Origin of the sequence: Micromonospora sp. CCTCC AA 2012012 (assembly GCF_040499845.1) — a bacterium.
GTDB lineage: Bacteria > Actinomycetota > Actinomycetes > Mycobacteriales > Micromonosporaceae > Micromonospora > Micromonospora mangrovi.
This window is the reverse complement of sequence record NZ_CP159342.1, coordinates 897,639-914,698: the sequence shown is the minus strand read 5'-3', so window position 1 is coordinate 914,698 and position 17,060 is coordinate 897,639. Positions and strand designations below refer to the sequence as shown.

The 17,060-nt window shown below is 66.4% G+C and carries 14 protein-coding genes; 6 read left to right on the top strand and 8 right to left on the bottom strand.

Features of this window, described 5'->3' with window-relative positions; all coding sequences use genetic code 11:
• Nucleotides 1-372: 372 nt before the first annotated feature.
• The 4 genes from ABUL08_RS04220 to ABUL08_RS04205 all read right to left on the bottom strand — a co-directional run bounded on the left by ABUL08_RS04220 (nucleotide 373) and on the right by ABUL08_RS04205 (nucleotide 7,296).
• On the bottom strand, nucleotides 373-3,474 hold the full coding sequence (locus ABUL08_RS04220; protein ID WP_350934693.1) for a type I restriction endonuclease subunit R: 3,102 nt from the start codon (nucleotides 3,472-3,474) through the stop codon (nucleotides 373-375).
• Nucleotides 3,449-4,615, bottom strand: coding sequence for a restriction endonuclease subunit S domain-containing protein (locus ABUL08_RS04215; RefSeq protein ID WP_350934691.1), 1,167 nt, complete (start codon nucleotides 4,613-4,615; stop codon nucleotides 3,449-3,451). The genes ABUL08_RS04220 and ABUL08_RS04215 overlap by 26 nt, the downstream gene beginning before the upstream one ends.
• 88 nt (nucleotides 4,616-4,703) lie before the next feature.
• Nucleotides 4,704-6,281: a type I restriction-modification system subunit M gene (locus ABUL08_RS04210; protein WP_350934689.1), complete on the bottom strand. Its 1,578-nt coding sequence runs from the start codon at nucleotides 6,279-6,281 to the stop codon at nucleotides 4,704-4,706.
• 97 nt (nucleotides 6,282-6,378) lie between these two features.
• Nucleotides 6,379-7,296 carry a tyrosine-type recombinase/integrase gene (locus ABUL08_RS04205; protein ID WP_350934688.1) on the bottom strand — a complete coding sequence of 306 codons (918 nt, stop codon included), beginning with the start codon at nucleotides 7,294-7,296 and terminating at the stop codon, nucleotides 6,379-6,381.
• A gap of 269 nt (nucleotides 7,297-7,565) precedes the next feature.
• Here ABUL08_RS04205 and ABUL08_RS04200 point away from each other — a divergent pair, with 269 nt between their 5' ends.
• From ABUL08_RS04200 to ABUL08_RS04180, 5 genes are all read left to right on the top strand, one after another.
• Nucleotides 7,566-7,793, top strand: coding sequence for a hypothetical protein (locus ABUL08_RS04200; RefSeq protein ID WP_350934685.1), 228 nt, complete (start codon nucleotides 7,566-7,568; stop codon nucleotides 7,791-7,793).
• A 182-nt stretch (nucleotides 7,794-7,975) separates the two neighbouring features.
• A complete protein-coding gene (locus tag ABUL08_RS04195; protein WP_350934683.1) occupies nucleotides 7,976-8,173 on the top strand; it encodes a hypothetical protein in 198 nt (65 codons plus the stop codon).
• 424 nt (nucleotides 8,174-8,597) lie between these two features.
• Nucleotides 8,598-8,783 (top strand): hypothetical protein, encoded by a 186-nt coding sequence (locus ABUL08_RS04190; RefSeq protein WP_350934681.1) that lies wholly within the window; start codon nucleotides 8,598-8,600, stop codon nucleotides 8,781-8,783.
• Between the two features lie 516 nt (nucleotides 8,784-9,299).
• The gene (locus tag ABUL08_RS04185; RefSeq protein WP_350934678.1) at nucleotides 9,300-11,009 is read left to right on the top strand and encodes a hypothetical protein; all 1,710 of its coding nucleotides are present in this window, start codon (nucleotides 9,300-9,302) and stop codon (nucleotides 11,007-11,009) included.
• 934 nt (nucleotides 11,010-11,943) lie between these two features.
• Nucleotides 11,944-12,663 carry an HAD family hydrolase gene (locus ABUL08_RS04180; RefSeq protein ID WP_350934677.1) on the top strand — a complete coding sequence of 240 codons (720 nt, stop codon included), beginning with the start codon at nucleotides 11,944-11,946 and terminating at the stop codon, nucleotides 12,661-12,663.
• 11 nt (nucleotides 12,664-12,674) lie between these two features.
• Here ABUL08_RS04180 and ABUL08_RS04175 read toward each other — a convergent pair whose 3' ends face one another.
• The 3 genes from ABUL08_RS04175 to ABUL08_RS04165 all read right to left on the bottom strand — a co-directional run bounded on the left by ABUL08_RS04175 (nucleotide 12,675) and on the right by ABUL08_RS04165 (nucleotide 15,612).
• The gene (locus tag ABUL08_RS04175; RefSeq protein WP_350934675.1) at nucleotides 12,675-13,943 is read right to left on the bottom strand and encodes a helix-turn-helix domain-containing protein; all 1,269 of its coding nucleotides are present in this window, start codon (nucleotides 13,941-13,943) and stop codon (nucleotides 12,675-12,677) included.
• An 83-nt stretch (nucleotides 13,944-14,026) separates the two neighbouring features.
• The gene (locus ABUL08_RS04170; protein ID WP_350934673.1) at nucleotides 14,027-15,073 is read right to left on the bottom strand and encodes a phosphotransferase family protein; all 1,047 of its coding nucleotides are present in this window, start codon (nucleotides 15,071-15,073) and stop codon (nucleotides 14,027-14,029) included.
• Nucleotides 15,073-15,612, bottom strand: a complete 540-nt coding sequence (locus ABUL08_RS04165) for an HD domain-containing protein (protein ID WP_350934671.1) — start codon at nucleotides 15,610-15,612, stop codon at nucleotides 15,073-15,075. Before ABUL08_RS04165 ends, ABUL08_RS04170 begins: the two co-directional genes overlap by 1 nt.
• An 81-nt stretch (nucleotides 15,613-15,693) precedes the next feature.
• Here ABUL08_RS04165 and ABUL08_RS04160 point away from each other — a divergent pair, with 81 nt between their 5' ends.
• On the top strand, nucleotides 15,694-16,140 hold the full coding sequence (locus ABUL08_RS04160) for a hypothetical protein (protein ID WP_350934669.1): 447 nt from the start codon (nucleotides 15,694-15,696) through the stop codon (nucleotides 16,138-16,140).
• On the opposite strand, the gene ABUL08_RS04155 is transcribed toward ABUL08_RS04160, so the two are convergent.
• A complete protein-coding gene (locus ABUL08_RS04155; protein ID WP_350934668.1) occupies nucleotides 16,130-16,741 on the bottom strand; it encodes a hypothetical protein in 612 nt (203 codons plus the stop codon). The genes ABUL08_RS04160 and ABUL08_RS04155 overlap by 11 nt on opposite strands.
• Between the last annotated feature and the right edge of the window lie 319 nt (nucleotides 16,742-17,060).

Genomic DNA, 17,060 nt, shown 5'->3' with positions numbered 1-17,060 from the left:
AACGGCGACCGGCCGTCGCCTCACGAGTGTCGTCATCGTGGGGCGCTGTGCTGCACCAAGCGGCGGATGCCAGGCCGGAGCCGTGCGGGGTGCCGCGTCTGACGATGATCCGCTGACGCCTTGTCTGACGAATTAGCGATGATGGCGAGGCGCGTAGCGCCCGAGACCACTTCGGACGAACAACCGTGTGTAGAGCACAGTGGTGATCAAGTAACCGAGCCGTGCCCGCCCTGCTGCCAACAGCACAGGCGCCTCTTCCCCAAAGCCCCCAAGTCGGACGCCTTCACGACTTTGCCGCGGCCATGCTCCGGCGCCCGAGCAGTGCAACGAGTCCCCGCGACCGCCACAGGTTGCCGGGACTTCCTGCATTCGTCAGTCAACAAGGTAGTGGGCCTCGATGTAGGCGACGGTGGAGTCATACGGCTCCCCCACCGGCTTCAACATGTACCGGCGGAAGACCGCAGCGGTAGCGCGGCGGACGCCTCGGTTGCGAGCGTCCGCGTTGTCCCATGATTGGGCGAGGGTCCGGGTGACCACCTGGTCGATCTCCTCAGCCAGGTTCCTCTCCGTGACTGTGAGGCCGGACGGCGCGTGGTCGTGGATGATCCGCGACAGCACGCCTACACGGTCGTCGTCCAGCACGACGACGGCTTCGTCGGGGTGTTTCTCGGCGTTGACGATGGCGCGGGCGATCCGGAGCGCTTCGGCCAGAAACTCCAGGGCGTCCTGGGCGTTCTGGATGATCCGGTCCCGCAGCAGCCTGATCCGCTCAGCGAGGGCGGTGTACTTCGCGGACCCTGGTTCGACGCCCTTGTCGAGGGCGGCCTTGATGTGGTCCAGGATCTCCGCCGCAGACGGGCGTTTCTTGTCGTCGCCGTCGTCCTTGCCGGGCTTGGGGCGGACGAGGGACATCAGCTCTTTGAGGATGGTGATGCCCTGGGCGTCCAGGACGAGGGCTTCCTCCTGGGAGGCGACCACGGAGAAGGAGTGGACGTGGGCGTTGATGATCTCCAGAACCATCGGTCCCAGCTCGGCCAGCCGTTCCTTCCTCTCCTCGTCGGAGGACTTTTTAAACAGGGTCGTGTACACGGACCCGAACAGCCCGAAGCCGTCCCGGTACTTGGCGACCCGCTTGTCGGTGTTGATGAGCGGGTACAGGCGGGCCAGGAGCCGGTAGTCCTTGGAGAACACCTCGGCAGCACCGTGGTTGGTGTCCAGGAAGACGTTGATGGCCCGCACGGACTCGTATCCGTGGACCGTGAGGTCCAGGTCGTCGACGTCCGCGAGGAGGTCTTCAATGCGGGCGAAGGTGGTGCGGAACTCGGCGACCAGCTCGGAAACATCGGTGAGGAAGCCGCCACCCTTGCCGGTCCCCTCCGCGGTGGGGTCGACGACGGCCCGCTGCACCTCTTCGGCCAGGCCGATGTAGTCCACGACCACGCCGGAGGTCTTCACGAACCCGGTCGGGGACACCCAGGTGCGGTTCGGGCGGGTGATCGTCTGGAACAGGGTGTGGGCTTTCAGCGGCTTGTCCAGGTAGAGGACGCCCTCGTTGGGGGCGTCGAACCCCGTCATCAGCTTCGCGGTCACCACCAGGAAGCACAGCGGGTCGTCCGGGGTGAGGAACCGCCGCTTCTGTTCCTCCTCCTCGGCCTCCGAAAGGCGGTACGGCCGCAGGGAGGGATCTTCGTCCTTGGAGTCCGAGACGGAGATGTTCACCTCGGCGATGATCCGGTCGTGTTTTCCGACCTCGGCGAGCACCTGTGAGGCCTCGAAGCCAGCCAGCAGCTCGTTGATCTTGTCGGTGTACGCCACGGCCAGTTCACGGTTGTAGGCGACAACCTGGGCCTTAAGGCCGTTGCGGTAGGCGCCGGCCAGGTAGTGGTCCACGATGTCCTGGCAGACCGTGTGGATGCGGTCGGGGTTGGCGAACACCGAGGTGAGGCGCCCGAACTTGCGGGACAGGGCCTCACGGTCGGGGTCGTCGAGGTCGAAGTCGTCGGCGAACTGGTCGAACTCGGCCTGCAACTCCTGGTCGTTCATCTCGAACGAGACCGGGTGCGGGTCCAGCATGACCGGGACGGTCGCCTCGTCACGCAGAGACCTCGACACGGAGTACCGGTGCAGCACCCTGCCCGGGTCGGTCTCCTCGCCGAAGAGGGCGAAGGTGTCGGTGGCGAGGTTCCTGAGAGGGGTGCCGGTCATCCCGAAGAACTTCGCATTAGGCAGTGCCGCGCGCATCTGCTCGGCCAGGGTCGGCCTGCCGGGCAGTCTCCCCCGGTCCCGGCTGACGGCTTGGGTGCGGTGCGCCTCGTCGACCAGCACGATGATGTTGTTCCGGGTCGACAGGTCCTTGCCGACGTCGGCGAACTTGTGAACGGTCGTGGAGATGACGCCACGCACGTCGTCGGCCAGCAGGGAACGCAACTCCTGGCCGGTGGCGGGCTGGTGGAAGTAGGCGTGCCCCATCGCCGAGGTGAACACCCCGGAGGTCTGCCGGACGAGCTGGGTACGGTCCGAGAGCAGGATGATCGTGGGCGACTCGGTACGGGTGTCGGCCAGCAGCAGCGAGGCGGCGAACACCATCAGCAGAGTCTTCCCGCTGCCCTGGTGGTGCCAGATCAGGCCCTTCTGGCCGCCGGCTACGACTCGCTCGTGAATCAGGTGGGCGGCTTCCATCTGCGGGTAGCGGGGCAGGTACTTCTTGTCCACCCCACCACCGGAGGTATCAAACAGAGCGAAGTTGGCGAGCATGTCCAGGACGGTCGCAGGGTTGAGCAGCAGCTCGACCGAGCGCTGCACGTCGGCCTGTGCGGACAGCTTCTCGTCGTCAGCGGTGGACCGGAACGGCTGCCACAGGTTCATGGGCGCGCCCGCGGCACCGAACCGCAGCTTCATCCCGTCCGAGGCGACGGCGAAGACGTTGGGGGTGAAGAACCACGGGTACTCAGCGGCGTACACGTCGTTGATCTCGCGGGCAGCATCGACCCACCCGGACTTCGCGGTCGGCGACTTCACCTCGACCACCACCAAGGGCAGCCCGTTGACCCAATACACGAGGTCGAAGCGTCGGGAGGTCTTACCGGGAACAGTGATGGTCACCTCGTCCGAGACGACCAGCGTGTTGGCGGTCGGGTGCTCGACGTCGATGATCTTCAAGGCGTACCACACGCCGTTGGCGTCCCGGAACTCCTTATGCCCCCGCAGCAGGTGTAGAACCTGCTCGTTGGCCCGCACCAGCCCGCCTTCCACGGCGTTGACCGTGGCGATGATCTCCTCGACCACTGCATCCACGTCGAACCCGTCGATCAGCTCTGGGTTGAGCCGGACAATGGCGTCCCGCAGCTGGCCGGCGACCACCGTCTGCGTCGTCTCACGCGGCAGCGACCTGCCCGCCGTGAAACGCCAGCCCATCGGCAGGGACCACTGGATCACCAGGTTCTGGAACTCACGCTCCCGAATGCCCTTCGCCACGGATCAGACCTCCAAGCTCGGCGGACTCGATGTTGATGGTGCGGTTCAGCAGCCCGGACAGTAGGCCGGCTCGAACCCGACGAAGACTGGCGACCTCAGCACGTGCCGCATCGGCGTTCGCACGAACGGACAGCACGGCGGAGGAAACCTCCTGCTGCCGGTCTAGCTCAGGAAGCGGGATCGGCGTCTCACGAATGCGATCCTGGCTGACGTTGAACATTGAGGCGCTGGTGCCTGTAGCCGAACTGGTGAGGTGCGTCCGCGCCGACTTGAGCGCCATCGCCACCACGAGGAAATCGGGGTCCAGTTTTGGCGACGGCACGAGTCGTAGAGTCTTGTCGGCGAGGTAGAGACCGTTCCGAACATCATCAGGGACACGCGCGACGGCCCCGACTCGCAAAGGTGTGTTCGCTCTCGTGATGAGTACGTCGCCGGGCTGAACAAGCGCAGACTTTGGCATGGAGGTGCCAGGTAGAAGGGCCTTGGACTCTTCCGGCAGGAATCGGAAGGGCGTGACCGCGCTGACCTTCAACACACCAACCTCGTCAGCGCCCGGAGGCCTCGTGTTCGCCTGGGGACTCCTGCCCCCTTGAATGTCATCGAGCATCGTTCCGAGCGCCACGATTCGTTCGTTAGAGAGCAAGTCTTCGGCAATGGCCATCGACATGCGTTCCAGCGTCTCGGCCTCTTTGTCGAGTGCCGCGATCTGGTCGTCGATCACGCCAATGACTTCGACGATCCGTTCCTGCACCGGCAGCGGAGGAATGTCCATGACAATGTTGAGGAAGTCAGCGGGCTTCACCCGCTCACGCCTGCCACCCATCCCCTTGGATGCCCTCTGAAGGGCATCCCACATGCCCTGTGTCGTGGTGAGGATGCGAAAGAAGTGAGGGTCCGCCTCGGATGCGAAGGTAAAGGTGGGGAACTCCTGTGAAGCGAACGATTCCGGCAGGTCGTTGGGTGTGACGGTAATCGCCCCCTCGAACGCCTTGAGCCGACTGTAGACGAGCACGCCTGGGCGGATCCGGTTAAGCTGCTTGTAGGAAGTCGAGCTCCCTGCGACAGGATCGCGGTAGAGCAACCCCCGCCCCCTGTTCAGTACCCCCACGGATGGGTACATCTGTCCCGGATCCACGTCCACGGATTCCACATTCAACGTGAGGAACCGTGCCAGAGGCGCCCGAAGCCAAGCCATCTGGACCCGGGGGGCATATTCATTGCTCGTCGGGTCACTCATCGAAGCCCTCGATTCCGGCGTCGGCGAGCACGGCGAGCATGTGATCCTCGGTCTTCTGCCGCTCGGCGCGGGCGAGGTTGTAGGCGTCGATGAGGGTGCCAAGGTCTTCGCTCTCAGCGGCGGCCTGCTTGATGTACCGCCCGATATTGAGGTCGTACCCGTTCGCCACGATCTCCGCGGTGGGCACGAAGCGCGCTGCCAGGCCGCCATCACCGTCGGGGTCTACTGGGCTGCCGTCGGCGTCGAAGTCCGAGCGGTAAGCAGTCACTGTGTCCGCGATGTCGGTCGCGGTGAGGACGTTGCGGTTCTTGATCTTGGCGAATCGCTTGGAGGCGTCGATGAACAGCACGCCGTCCTGCCGCTCCGGGGTCTTGGTGCCGAGCGCACGGAACACCAGGATCGCCGTGGGAATAGGGGTGCTGTAGAAGAGGTTGGCAGGCAGGCCGATGACCGCTTCGAGCAGGTCATCATCCAGCACGCGCTGGCGGATGACTGCTTCCTGGCCGCCGCGAAAGAGGACGCCGTGGGGTAAGACGACGCCAGCGCGTCCCTTCCTCGGGTCCATCGACGCGATCATGTGCTGCACGAAGGCCCAGTCCGCCGACGACTGGGGGGCGACACCGCCGATGGCGCGCGGGTCCTTGGTCCAGGGCTTCCATTTCAGGCTGTAGGGCGGGTTGGCGACGATCACATCGAACTGTGCGAGGGACCCGTCCGGCTTCTTGAAGCGTGGGTCCTTCAGGGTGTCGCCGACCTCGATCTGGAACTGGGTGAGGTTGTGCATGAAGAGGTTCATGCGTGCCACACCCGCGGTGTCCGCTACGGCCTCCTGCCCGTACAGGCGGAGCGTGTAGCCACGCCCGCCGTGGGCCTTCAGGAGGTTCGCGGAGGCGATGAGCATGCCGCCCGACCCGCAGGTCGGGTCGTACACCGACTCGCGGTTCTTGGGGGCGAGGACCTCGACGATCAGCTCGACGACCTCGCGCGGGGTGAAGAACTGGCCGGCGCGGGTGCCGGACCCGTCGGAGAACCGCTTCAGCAGGTACTCGTACGCCCCACCGAGCACGTCGTGGGACATATTGCCCTCGTGCATCTTCGGGGTGCGGTCCATCGCTTGCATGACCGCCGCCAGCACCTCTCCCGACAGCACCTCCTCGGAGGTCCAAGTCATGGACCCGAACAGGCGGGAGAACTTGTCAGGGTTGGCCGTCTCGATGGCTTGCAGGGAGGCGCGGACACGCTGGCCGAGGCCGGGCTGGGTGATGGTGGCGAGGATGGATGACCAGGAGGCGCGACGCTGCTGGACTGTGCCAGGGTGGATGCACGGGATCTCGAACGACTGATAGTCGCGGTATTCAATCTCGTGGGCCTCCTCGGCGGAGAGGCCGTCCAGGAGGCCCTCATTGTCGGTCAGGAACTCCTGGTGGTGGTGCTCCCAGGTGTCCGAGAGGTACTTCCAGAACATCAGCGGGAAGACGACCGAGGAGTATTGCGCTTCCGGCATCGCCACGCGCAGCTCGTCGGCGGCGTCCCACAGCCGGTTTTCGATCTCCTGCTGGGTCACTGCCATCAGTGGGGGTGTCCTTGCTCGTCAAAGGGAGCGACCCGAAGGCCGCAGTGTTCCTGCCGGCCACCCTATTTCTGGGATCCAACCGACTCTGCACCGGTTACCGGTGCCCAGTCGAAGATTCGTTCCACCACGGCCGCCTGCTCTGCAGCGCCGGCACGGAAGTAGCGGGCGGTGGTGTCGAGAGAGGCGTGGCCGAGCAGGGCTTGCACCTGGGCGGGTCGGCTCCGCCTTGGCGGAGTGGGGTGGCGTAAGTGTGACGAGGGCGGTGCGGACGCAGACCGGGAAGGTTGGCGTCGGAACCGACGGTCAGGACGACTTGAGTGATGCCGGAGGTGGTGAGCCAGCCGCGCTGCCCGGTCCACAGCGGTCCCGGCTTGCCGCCGCGGTGGCGGATCCAGGCAGTGAGCCGATCGCGGGCCGGGGCCGGCACTGGGACCTGACGTACTTCGTCGCCCTTGCCGTGTAGGCGGATGGTGCCGGTACGGGCGGTGAGGGCGAGGTCGTCAACATCGAGGCGGGCGCACTCCTCCGCCCGCGCGCCGGTGCAGAGCAGCACGGCGATGATCGCGGCGTCGCGGTTGACGCGGCGGTCGTCGGCACGTTCCACCGCGCCTTGCTCCTTCGGTGTGAGCGCCTCGGGCTCGCCGGGGCGGGGCACTCGGGCGCGCTTGATCTTCAGCCGCAAGCCGGCGCCGACCGCGTAGAGGAGGTCGACGGCGGCGAGGGCCTTGTTGACGGTGGACGGGCTGGCCTTGGTGGCGATGAGGTGCCGGCGCCAGGCGGGGACGGCGGACTCGGCGCCGACTTGGTCGACGAAGGCGACCGGGTGCTCGCCGACGTGCTGGGCTAGCCAGGCGGCGTACGCGCGGGCGCGGGCCCGGTATGCCTTGGCGGGGTTGGCTGCCAGGGCGCACCGGTCGAGGTGCCGGTGCAGCGCCGCGAGAGCGGACTCGACCGCTGCGGTCGGGTCGGCGGGGCGTAGCGGAATGATCTTCGCGGTCGCGGTCCGGGCCACTGTGGTCCACCGCCCCTCTTATCCGCTGAGTTTCGCCCGGACTTTCAGCTAAGGCGAAACCACGTTATCCGCTGAGATGGTCACACCACTCGACGGATAAGGCAGCTTATCCACTCAGTGACAGAGGCTTGGCGACGAACCGAAACAGTGAGGCGCCAGCGGATGGCAGCGAGTCGACGCCCGGCACTGGGCCCGAGCACCGCCGTAGAGGCACGGCGCCCGATGGTGTTGTCCGGGTCCGGCACGCCGTGCCGGATACCGTGGAATGCATGACCGACCTCAATGCCTGGTGGCAGAGCCTGCCCGAGGGTGACCGTGACCTGTTCATCCAGCACATCGACACCGACCCGCTGCCAGCCGAGGTGGTGGAGCGAGTTTCGAGCTCGGGTCAGCCGATCGCTGGCGCCCGGTGGGTGGAGTCCGTTGACGGGTACGCCTTCCACTGGCCGACATGGGTGCAGACGTTCCTGGCGGAAAAGGCCAAACAGCAGGCCTGACCCGGAGTGCACGCCCAAGGCCGGGGTCGTTCCCGCGGCCTTCCTCGTCACGCTCAGAGCGTCAAGCTCTTGACCTTCGGGCACGTTGGCTACCGCGGTCGCGCGCCGAGGCAGACATCGTACGGTAAGCTCTTCGACCGTAGCGATAGCTGGGAGAACCCCTGAAATAGGGAGATTTCACCATGCCCTCATCGCTGCAGGACCTCATCGTGGCGGCGCCCGTCCTGGCGTACCTCGTTGGCTCCGCCGTGGCCCTCTACGCCGCACTCCTGGCGCTAACCACCCTGGTAGCCACGCTCCACTCCGACAAGGAGCGTCGCGCCGACGCCCGCCGCGCACTCACCGCGCTCCTGTCGATCATCCCCATCCGACGTAGGTGAGCCAGCCGCGCATCAGGTCGAGGCCTTGGTCTCGCGCGCCCGTGTACTCGGGCAGGGCGTGCCTGCGACTGGGCGTTAAGGGCGGCTCGGCGGCGAAGTTCGGGACGCAGGTCGCTCCAGGAGCCAGCGTGTTTCCAGCTCGGAATCGACGGCAACGCTGTTCAACTGGTTGTCGGCACGAGCAGCCTGGCGATCCTGCGGGGCCAGTTCTGGCCAGCATTGCCGTTGGGCTTTACACCGGTACGAGGAGGCCGTAGACGATCAGCCGATCAGGGAGGGTCTCCCTCCCGTCGCGGGTGGGCCTTCCTCATTTCCTGGTGGTGGACTTGTGCGCCGCTGGCGTCGCCCTGTTCCTTCTCGCCACTTCTGGCAGGCCGTGGCCGCCTGCCTCGACCGGATCCTATTCGGCGCCGCCACCACAGCGATGGTCTGGGCCACCACCACCGGCCCTGCCCGCACCACCACCGCCGGCGTCGCCCTCTGCAGCCTCTTCGCGCTCCGCCGCCCCTGGTCCCACCAACGCGTCACCGTTCACCTACCTGAGCTGCCCTGGCTCTCCCGCATCCTGCTACGCCGCGAGCGGGCCCATCAGGGCCAGCAGCCGTCGTGACTGACCACCACTGGCGTGAACACCTCCGCGCCTCAAGAAGATCAGTTATGCAGGCATGACCGGGGGAGGGCCGGGATTCCGGAGACTCAGAAGCGGCCCCCGGCGTCAGCCGGCCGACTCGACGTCGTCGTCGCGCGGCGAATTCGGTCCCACGACCTTGGGGAAGACCGGCTGGGGGTAGCTCACCGGACGGGGCGATGCTCACTGACCCTCCCGCTGGATGGGCGGACTGTTGATGATGGTGACCCTGTCTCCGCCGATCATGGGAGCGGCGCAAGCCGGGCCACCCGCATTACCTATGTGAGGGCATCACAGCTGACCGGCCACATAGGAGGCGGCACGGACAAGGTCCAGAGGCTGCCCGACAGGGGCGGTCGCCGCAGCAGTAGGGGCGACGGTATACGTCCAGCTCCCCAATCACGTTTGCCGCCGCCAGAGGTCTCGACCTAGCGTGTCGTCATGGGCGATTTATGGATCCCGGGAAGCGGTGCAGCCGTCGGGAACTCCTGGAGGAGCATGGGTCGCCCCTACTGCACCGGGAAAGATATCTTCTCTGAGGTCATCGGCCGCGCATCGAGAGAACAGCTGTGGAAACGGATCCCGGTCGTTCACGCCATGGGCCTGCTCAGCGGCATGCTCCGCGACCTGGATTTGGGTGACCCGCCGACCGAGGCGGTCGAGGCGGGCTGGGCGTCCTCCCTTCCAGAACCCGCAGGCGCTCGCGCCCGGGCCGCGATCCGCTCCGGTCGTCGGCTGCTGCCGCCGCAGCTGCTCCTCGTCGCTCTGAAGGAAGCGCTGCGTTTCTGCCCGACCGGCAACGCACGCGACGACCTAGTAGGCCTTGACCTCGTCCTACAGGCGGTGTGGAGCATCGCCGACGAGCTGGGGCAGTTCCGCGACGCGGGCGAACCCCGGTGGGGTGGACTCAAAGCATCCCTGGCCGCCGAGCTGATGGCGAACAGCTACTTCAACATCACCGCCTATCCGTTGCCGCTGATCGCGCGGACACATGCCGTGTGGCGCAGCGGTTGGGCGCGGTCGGTGAAACCGCAGCTTCAGGCTCGTGCCGGTGGACAGCCGGCCGAGCTGTTTGCCCAGGCGACCAGGTGCAGCCTCGACGACTTCCTCGGCGTGGCCCTTCATTTGTGGGTGCAGGCTCAGCAGCACCGATACCTCACCTTCCCGCCCGAGTTCTTCCGTCGGATCGGTATCGCGCCGGCGGCCGTCGACCGCTTCCTCAGCGCCACCTCGGTGGCGTTGGACGACCTGCGGGAGTACGCCGCAGGACACGACGCCATCCAGCATCCGTGGGACTTCAACGAGCTGCGCCGTCGGCCGATCGTCCGGCTTCCGAACGGCTCGGTGCAGGTCATCCGCCTTGGCTACGTGCTCGAGCGCGCCTTCGGGCAAGTTCCCGAATTCGACGTACGGGACCACCTGCGCACCCTCGACGGCGGCACGAACCTGACCGTTAAGGGCGGCCGTGAAGAAGCCTTCCGGTCGGCCCTGAACACGCAGTTCGAGCACAGCGTCGGTGACGTCCTACGGCGCATCTTCCCCGCCACCGGCAGGCTCGGGCGCCTCTACACCGAGCACGACATGTGGAGTGCCTGGGGTACCCCGAGCCGTAAGCCGAAAGTGTGTGACTGGGTCGTGGACTGCGGCCACATGTGGCTCTGCCTGGATGCGACCAACCGGCGCCTGTCCCAGCCCGTCGCCGGAGGGTTGGCTGATCCCACAGAGCTGGACCGCGAGGTCAACGCCGTTCTGGCCCACCACAAGGCTTCCCAAATCGCCTCTACCATCCGACATCTCACCGCGCAGCTGCCGCAACTGACCTCACGGAACCTGCTACCAGGCACCCGATTCGTGCCGCTGATCGTTATCCCGGAAGATGGCCTGCCCTGGAACCCTGCGGTGCACCGCAGGGTCCAGGAGATCTTGGCAGCGTCCGGGACGCTGCAAACCAGTCGCGCCACGCCGCTGGGCGTCATCACCGTGGACGATCTTGGTTTGGTGGAGCGTGCCGTCGAGGACGGCGCGAACGCGGGCGACCTGCTAAGCCGGTGGCGCTCCGAAGGCCCGGAGGTGCCGCTGCAGAGATTCCTGCACACCCGTGGAATGCCACTGCGGCGGCCTCGGCGGGAAGTCGAGACGTTCGAGCGTCTCACAGACGAGCTCCTGGACCGGATGACCGGTTATCAAGACGGCGTCACCGGGTCCTGATGCGATAGAACGCATCGAAGTGGTCGGCCAAGTCCCGGCAGAGCACCGAAAGCTGGGTACACGACTTGGCGACGTGGACCGGTGAGTGGGCGGCACACCAGACCAACGACCATCAAGTCAGGCAGGTGAACGATAGCGGGAGGCTCCCTCGTCACGTGAGACCTGGTACCCGTAGCTCCAAGTCCTCCATTAGCCGGCCAGCCCGGTCGGACCGGTAACCCGAGGCCGCTGCCGGGCGACCCCATGGCGATCGGACACCAGAGCCGAACGCCCTGCTCCCAATCTGCTCCCAATTTAAGGGGCAACAGCGCGGAAGCCCGTTACCGACCGAACCGGTGACGGGCTTCCTACCTGCATGGATCTATGGTGGGCGATACTGGGATCGAACCAGTGACCTCTTCGGTGTGAACCAGGACGTCGTTGGGTGCCGCTAGGCGCTGCTGGGCGCTGTTCAGCGCATCCGTCAGCTTCCCGAAAGGCTGTCGATCATGGGACCGGCCGCCGTCTCCGGCATCAATGTCGGAACTGTCCGTTAAGTAGGCCCACTCAACCAGTCGAGACATTGATCGAACCGAAGGCAGCACGTGCCCCAGCGTCCTGGCCCGTCTTATCCCTACCTCCGGGAACGACTGACCGACAGCGTCCCTAGACAGCTGAGCTGCACGCCGACATCCTGGCCCCGGCTAGCGAGACAGCCTGCGTCTGCCGCGGGACCGGCTCGCCACTAACCGCACCCGGCCCACGCGCCGTGGCCGTCCGGATCCTGTCGCCGGACCGATCACCGCCCAGATCATGGCGCGCTCGGCCGCCACGTCGCCCAACTGGGTAGAGCGATGGCTGGCGCGACCGTCCGCCGTCGGGCCGTCTCGGTCCGGCCGCGAAACGCGACATGCTCGACAGAGTTGGGTTCCTGTGCCCGTGCGACGATGCTTCTATGAACCACAGCAGCGCCGGCTTGGTCGTCTGGGACGTGGACGGGACGCTTATCCCAGCGGACTTGCGTTGGCTGACGCGCGCGATCGCTCGTGCGTACGGTATCTCGCAGTCCGAGGTCGTTTTCCCTGACAAGAAGGTGCATGGGTATACGGACGAGTCGATCGCCGTCGACGCGGCGATTGCTTCGGGCGTGGACCCGTCAGCTGCGGAGGCGGGCCTATCCGCCTTCCGGCAGGCCATTGCTGCGGTCATGCAAGAGGGCCGGCAGGAGTTCGCTGAAGTCCAGCCGCCGTATCCAGGTGCTGTAGCGAGCATCGCCGAGCTACACGACCGTGGTTTCATCCAAACCGTGCTGACTGGCAACCTGCGTGTGGCCGCCGAGGTGAAGCTAAAGGTGGCGGGCTTGGATGAGTTTCTTGATCTTCGGATTGGCGCGTTCGGGTCGGACGCTCAAGATCGCTTTGAGCTTCCGGCAGTTGTAGCTCAGCGCTACTCCGCGATCTACGGCGATCCGCTCGATTCCGCGCGAGTGATCGTCATCGGGGATGCGCCCAACGATATCGCTTGCGCACGTCATGCCGACTTTCGTGTCGCTGTCGTCGCTCACCGGATTGGACGCCAAGACTTGGCGTCCTACGGACCTGATCTGGTGCTCGACAGTCTCGACCCCACGACGGTGGTGGCCGCCGTCAGCTCGCTGTTGAGCTCTGGCGGGTAGCCAGCCACCCGTCAGGCGGCCATCTTCTCCTGAAGTTCGAGCACAACTGACTCGTGGCGCCACCGGACCAGCCGCTGACGGGCTCGTTGAGCTCGAGCGATGCCTCGGTGGTTTCCACCTGCTCTCAGCTGATCGTAGGTGTCGCCAAGCAGCGTGCAGGATTGCTCAAGTTCACCAGCCTCGGCGTAGGCGCTGGCAAGGTCTACGGCTGCTGCCAGGGCGACGTTGACGTTGGCGTGATCGCGTTCCAGCATCCGTACTGCATTTTCGAGCACGGTCACAGCCTGGCGGGGCTGACCGAGAAGAAGATGGCATGTGCCCGCATAGACGTCAAGGCGGGCGCTGCTCCAGTCGCTGTAGAGGCCCACACAGTCAACGGGTGACAAGTCGTTGACCGCTTCTTCTGCCCGCTTCAGGGCCGCCGTTGCCTCGCGTGGAAGTCGCAGAGCAGCATAGGCTTGGGCCTGCTCGGCAGCTACTCGAGCTCGTGCGGCGGCACTGAGATCAGTGGACGCCCGGGCGGCCTCATCGAGTAGCCGCAGGCCGATCATAATGTCACCATCTGCGTCGATCAGTGTGGCGGCTTCCGAGTGGAGGTTGCTCTCGAAAATGCGTGCCGTCGCACTGATCCTGCGGCTGCCCAGCATGTCGCCGAGCTGGCGAGCGTAGGCACAGTGAGCGAGCGCGAGGGCACGGTTGCCCTGCGCGCTCCACAGCCGGCTGGCGACGATCGAGGCTTCAGCGAGCATCGTTCCGATATCAGCACGGATGGGTGCACGACCGGCTTTGCGGTATAGCGTTGACAGGCAATCACGGTGGGCCTCGATCAGACCCAGTAGCGCGTCGGGCGACACGGCCTGGCGCTGCTCGGCCAGCATACTGGTTAGTTTAGAGAAACTGTTCCACTCGCCCACCAGGTAGTCCGTCCCGGGCGCGCGGGCGAACGTCTCCACTGCGGTGGAGGAGAACGGCTCCGCAACGACCTGGAACGCCTGAGCGGCAGCCATGCCGCTGGGCAGATGCTGGGTGCTAGCGAGCCGGATACGGTCGTATTCTCGGGACAGTCTGCCGCCGGTCCCCAGCAGGTCGTCGCTTCGGGTCCAGAAGTCACGCCCGGCGCGCTGCCGGCCGGTCTCCACGTTCGCGATCGTGCTTCTTCCATAGCTCACCCGAGGCGCGAACGTCTCTTGCGTGTAGCCGGCGGCCTTACGGCTGCGGGCAAGCATCTGCCCCAGGGCGACCCATTCGTTGGCTACGTCCTGCGGTGGAAAGCTCGGCATAGCAGCTCCCAATGGGTACGAACGCTTGCGCGCGAGGCTCGGTGGGCGTGGGAGCACTGTAGTGCAGGCCTGTGATGCGTCGGCTACTCCGCGGCTTCTTCCAACATTGTTCCGACAGAGCTCCGACATCCCCTTCTCGGAGTCCAACCCGCGGGGTCGGCGATTCTCGGATGCTCCGTCCCGTTAGCCCGCGCTGCTGTGGCGCGCGGTGCCGACGCAAGCAGTTCTGCGGCACCCTGCAGTTGACGGTGTACGACACGGGTGTGGTGGCTGTCTGTGTGGGGCTGGTGGTGGCCTGCGGCGGCTGTGGTCAGGAACCACCAGGCTGCCCATACGCGGTGCCACCCCAGGGCCCACTGGGCTGCCGGTAGGCCGCCGCGTTGCGAGTGTGCGTCGGGACTGCCGCCGGCCGCGACGTAGGCGTGGATCAGGCGGGTGAGTTGGTCGGGGTCTGCGGCGTTGCGGGTGCCGAACCAGGTGGCGAGGTCGAGCAGCCCAGGTCCGGTAAAAGCTTTCGCCCAGTCGACAAGGCGGCATCCGGTGCTGCTGACGTGCAGCGAGCTACGGTGGAACTCGCCGTGGCACAGCCCGAAGGGTTCTCGTTCGGCGCCATCGACGCGCCTGTCCGCTACGGCTGCCAGCCGCCGCAGTAGTTCCTCGATAGTGCCGGTGTTGAGGAAGCGCCTTTGGCGGTGTAGCGCGTCCAGTGCGGTGAGCGCCTGCTCAGGAAGGCGCGCCAGCGTCTGCTGGTCGAACACGGGCAGGGTGGGCATTGGAGGGATGGTGTGTGCCGCGCGGGCTGCGGCTGCGGCCTCGGCGATGGTGGGTAGTCGGATGGGGGTGCCGAGGTCGTCCATCAGCATGCCCAGCGCATGCGGCCGCAGCGTATAGCCGTGCAGGTGGGGCACGGCGGCGCCGTATTCGTTAAGGGATCGCAGCACGGCAGCTTCACTGGTGAACGGCGATGTGGCGAGCTTGCAGATCACGCTGCTGCCGTCGCTGAGGTACAGCCGCTGCACCGTCGACAGTTCCCACTCCTGGATGACCTGCGCGGCGGTCTGTTGATGGACGGCGGCGGTGAGCAGGTCGAGGCGTAGTTGGTCCGCCAGCGCGGCACCGATAGTGATCATCACTCGCTCACCGTCGGGATGCTGGCGGCGGCTCGCTCGAGCAGCGTCAGCGCGGTGTCGAGGCGTGCTGACATCCCCGCGGGCACCCGAGGGTGGGCCGCCTGCTGAAAGGCCCGGAAGTGCGGCAGCAGCGTGAGCAGCGCCGGGCGCGCCCTCAGGAAGTTGGTGACGTTGCCGCTGGCATGTGCCCGCCTCAGCAGCGATCTCAGCGCGACGATCTTGTCGGCGGTCGAGGCGAGCAGCACCGGCGGGTCGCTCACACGGATGGGCGGGTTCGGCATGTCGAGGGCTTGGTGCTCGGCGTGTAGGGCGGCGATGATCCGTGGTACCTGCGGGCCGTAGGCGTCGGCGAGGACTTGGTAGATGTCCGGTGTGCGCGGCACGAAGTCCGGGACGTCGTGCAGCAGCGCTGCCGCTATCAGCTCCGGCGAGGGGTTCGGCACATACTCGCCGATGGTCACCGCGACTCGGACCGCGTGAGCCAGCGCGGGGTGGTCGTCGATCGTGTGGCCGGCGCACCATCGCTGGGCGTCGCGCACGGCGCGGTCGACGATGGCCGGCCTGGGAGGGGATAAGACGGTCATAGCCTGATACCTCCTATTTGCCGTAGCATCAGCGCCATGTCCGGGCCGCTACCGCAGTGGTGTAAGCAGACGTGCGTGGTGTGTCCCGCCCAGCAGCTCGGGCCGGGCCAGTTCGACGTAGTCGACCGGCCCGGACCCGAGTTCGCCTACAGCCCGGACATCGGATGGCGAGTCACCGTCGAAGGTGTCGCGGTGTGTGTGCACCCGTACCGGGTCGGACTGCCACCGGGCCGCTACGCCTCGCGCGGCGAGCCTGTTCCCGCCCAGGCGTCACGACCGGCGCCGACGCCTGCCTCTCTGGTGCTGCCTGCCGACCTGGTGGATCTGGAAGGCTGGCTCGTCGCTGTGCTGCGCGACGCCCCGTCGGAGCAGATCTTCGGTGCCGTCGCCCGCGCTGAGCGCATCGCTGCGGAGAGGTTCGACCCTAAGCAGGTGGTGGCGGCCATGCGGCGGGTGCTGTCGGTGGAGCTGACTAACCGCTGACCCTGACCGGCGCGGTCGCCGGTTCCGGCATGTCGAAGTCGAAGTTGTGGCTGCGTCCGTCGCGTCCCAGGCCCGCGGCCTGGTAGTGGGCGTTGAGCTGGTTCAGGCGGCGGGTCACCTCGGCGGAGTCCAGCCAGTACCGCAGCGGCTGCGGCCCCCAGCCGGCGGCGGCGTAATACTCGTCGGTCACGCAGCCGCGGGTGTAGGTGAACTCCTCCAACTCCGTGGCGTGCGGGAACGTGACCCTGAGGTCGCGCTGCATCCGGGACATCAGGGTGAACTGGGCCAGCACGGCGTGGATCATCTCGTCGACCGGCGCCGGCACCAGCAGCTCCGCGGCTTCCTCGTCACCGCCGGAGAACTCGAACACCGCGGCCTTCAGCGCCAGGACACGCATCGCCTCGGTCAGCAACGGACCTGAGTCCCGGTCCAGGGACCACCGGCTGATCGCCGGGTACCCGGTGAACGTCGCCCAGCAACTGGAGTACTTCATCGACGAGCTGCGGAGCCGCTCGGACGACGGGTGCTGCGTGATCAGGTCGAGGATCTCGGCGGCTCGGCGACCGACCGCGGCCGGTTCGGGCATGGTTCGTGGGGCCATGGCACATCCCTCCTACGGGAGCGTTGGGCACAGGCGGGCGACACCAGCCGGCGGCCGGATCGCCCGTCACCGCTGTTGTCGCGCCGTCGGCGCTCACGGTGATGTCCCCATTAGCGGTTGGGCCTGTGCATGTCGATAACCTGCCGCGTCGACCTCCGACAAAGCTCCGACATCGATCGACCCAGCTGAGCCTTTTACGATCGCCAGCCGCGATCTTTGTGCTGCTGGATCCGGTGCTCAACGGCTCGCTCTGCGATACAGCCGCCGACGAAGTGGCATCTTGTCGGCGGATTGTCAGATGTGGACCGCAAGGCTTACC

Coding starts and splice junctions, on each gene's coding strand:
- ABUL08_RS04210 (WP_350934689.1), bottom strand. CDS start 6,281: ATGGCAGTGACCCAGCAGGAGATCGAAAACCGGCTGTGGGACGCCGCC.
- ABUL08_RS04200 (WP_350934685.1), top strand. CDS start 7,566: ATGACCGACCTCAATGCCTGGTGGCAGAGCCTGCCCGAGGGTGACCGT.
- ABUL08_RS04195 (WP_350934683.1), top strand. CDS start 7,976: ATGCCCTCATCGCTGCAGGACCTCATCGTGGCGGCGCCCGTCCTGGCG.
- ABUL08_RS04190 (WP_350934681.1), top strand. CDS start 8,598: ATGGTCTGGGCCACCACCACCGGCCCTGCCCGCACCACCACCGCCGGC.
- ABUL08_RS04185 (WP_350934678.1), top strand. CDS start 9,300: ATGGGTCGCCCCTACTGCACCGGGAAAGATATCTTCTCTGAGGTCATC.
- ABUL08_RS04180 (WP_350934677.1), top strand. CDS start 11,944: ATGAACCACAGCAGCGCCGGCTTGGTCGTCTGGGACGTGGACGGGACG.
- ABUL08_RS04175 (WP_350934675.1), bottom strand. CDS start 13,943: ATGCCGAGCTTTCCACCGCAGGACGTAGCCAACGAATGGGTCGCCCTG.
- ABUL08_RS04170 (WP_350934673.1), bottom strand. CDS start 15,073: ATGATCACTATCGGTGCCGCGCTGGCGGACCAACTACGCCTCGACCTG.
- ABUL08_RS04160 (WP_350934669.1), top strand. CDS start 15,694: ATGTCCGGGCCGCTACCGCAGTGGTGTAAGCAGACGTGCGTGGTGTGT.
- ABUL08_RS04155 (WP_350934668.1), bottom strand. CDS start 16,741: ATGGCCCCACGAACCATGCCCGAACCGGCCGCGGTCGGTCGCCGAGCC.